The organism is Segatella buccae ATCC 33574 (assembly GCF_000184945.1).
GTDB classification, from domain to species: domain Bacteria; phylum Bacteroidota; class Bacteroidia; order Bacteroidales; family Bacteroidaceae; genus Prevotella; species Prevotella buccae.
Window position 1 is genome coordinate 1 of sequence record NZ_GL586312.1, and the last position, 1,624, is coordinate 1,624.

Consider the following 1,624-nt stretch of genomic DNA (forward strand, 5'->3'; position numbering starts at 1 on the left):
AGGTAGATTGCGTACCTTTGCTCACGGGTTAAGTGCTTGTACATAGGCAATACAAAAGTAATTAATCCTTGGGAGACAGCGGTCTCCCTTTTGTCTTTTTTGCATTGTCGGTTGTTTTTTATTCCTCCGTGTCGGATGTGGCCAACCTTGTCGCTTCGCGCCAAGAACGGCCGCATCCGACACGGAGGTCAACTCTTACAAACACCCATTAAGAAATTGCACTTCTATCTTGAATGTTTATTCAGGTTTTAAGGGTCATAAACTAACGTTATACGATATTTCCCATTCACTGTTATTATTTTATCCCCATCTCGAAATAAGGACTCTTTATCGCTTCTCAGAAAACCTACAGAGTATCCGCCACCATAATCATTTGTATCTGTATGACTTACTATTCGTGAATAAAAATTACTATCATAATCCAACTTTTCAAATCCACACGCTGCCGCCTGCTTTTTATACAGAGTAAATAACCGTTCGTTGTCAACTATCATATTTAGCGTATCTACAGCAAACCCATGAGAAAAGCAGATGCCATAATAATTATCCCCTATAGGTTGATAAGTTTTTTTGTCTGCTGACAACTTAAGATTATATCCATATAGCAACAGAACCTTTGTAAATTGAGTATAACCAACAGTCCTTGACGTATCAACATATATTCTGGGAAGTCCCGTTGAATCTAAAAACCTTTGCAACTTATTTGCCACTAAAGATACATCACTATATACATGATGGAGATCCTCGTATTTGCCGGTATAACTATCATAAAAGTGGTACAACTCGGTAAAAGAGACTCGCTTTTCCGTTTTCTGTTCGCACGATGTCAATATCAACAATGCGAAAAAAAAATGCCATATATATCTTTTCATAATCAGTATTTTATTTGATTCCAATTTTCAAATATATCAGTCGGAATACCCTTAGGAGCATAGACATTAATCCCATCATACGTAAGTCTTTTAGACTGTTTTTCTTCTGTCCTGATTAAATTCTCAAAATATGTAGTAGGGATTTCATCTAACCCATGCATATTACCGGACACACCTTCAAAAACCTCTTCTCGATGCGACCTTGATTCTAACCCATGTTGGAAATCATAAGCATGCTTTAATTCATGGCCAATTAATTGATACCAGCTTAGGCCTATTTTTTTGAAGTCATTCCCTCCTCTATCCTTGATATAATTAACTGCCGTCAGTGTTTTATACTTATCTCCTGTGGTGTAAGTCCCCGTATCCTTTTGAGGAGATATAAAATGCTTGCTTTTCGATGTGTTAAGAGATTCAAAGACTTTTCTGATATCTTTGTTTGTGGAATTTTCCATTTTCCTCAAACTATTCATTACCTGTAGCATTATTTCACCATAAACTCGCACTGGATTTCCGACAGTATGCAAAAATCTTTTTTCATCCTCATAATATCTATAAAATGAACCTTTATGATATATATATGGGGTATGATCATTTGTACCTGCAATATATATTATATAGCACCCCTCTTTGTCCACTGCATTCACCGGATTATTCCCGCAGTAAACATACGGGCTGGTGTTATAGTATTTCTCGCAGAGCGGATCCACTCTGTCCCATATAGGCACGACGGGGTTGTATTGGCGTGCACC

The 1,624-nt window shown here is 37.4% G+C and carries 1 protein-coding gene and 1 pseudogene; both read right to left on the minus strand.

Annotated features, from left to right (window positions below; translation table 11 throughout):
• Positions 1 to 248: 248 nt before the first annotated feature.
• A complete protein-coding gene (locus HMPREF6485_RS13005) occupies positions 249 to 872 on the minus strand; it encodes a hypothetical protein (protein ID WP_004347177.1) in 624 nt (207 codons plus the stop codon).
• A gap of 2 nt (positions 873 to 874) precedes the next feature.
• Positions 875 to 1,624, minus strand: a pseudogene (locus tag HMPREF6485_RS13010) (hypothetical protein); the annotation flags it as partial.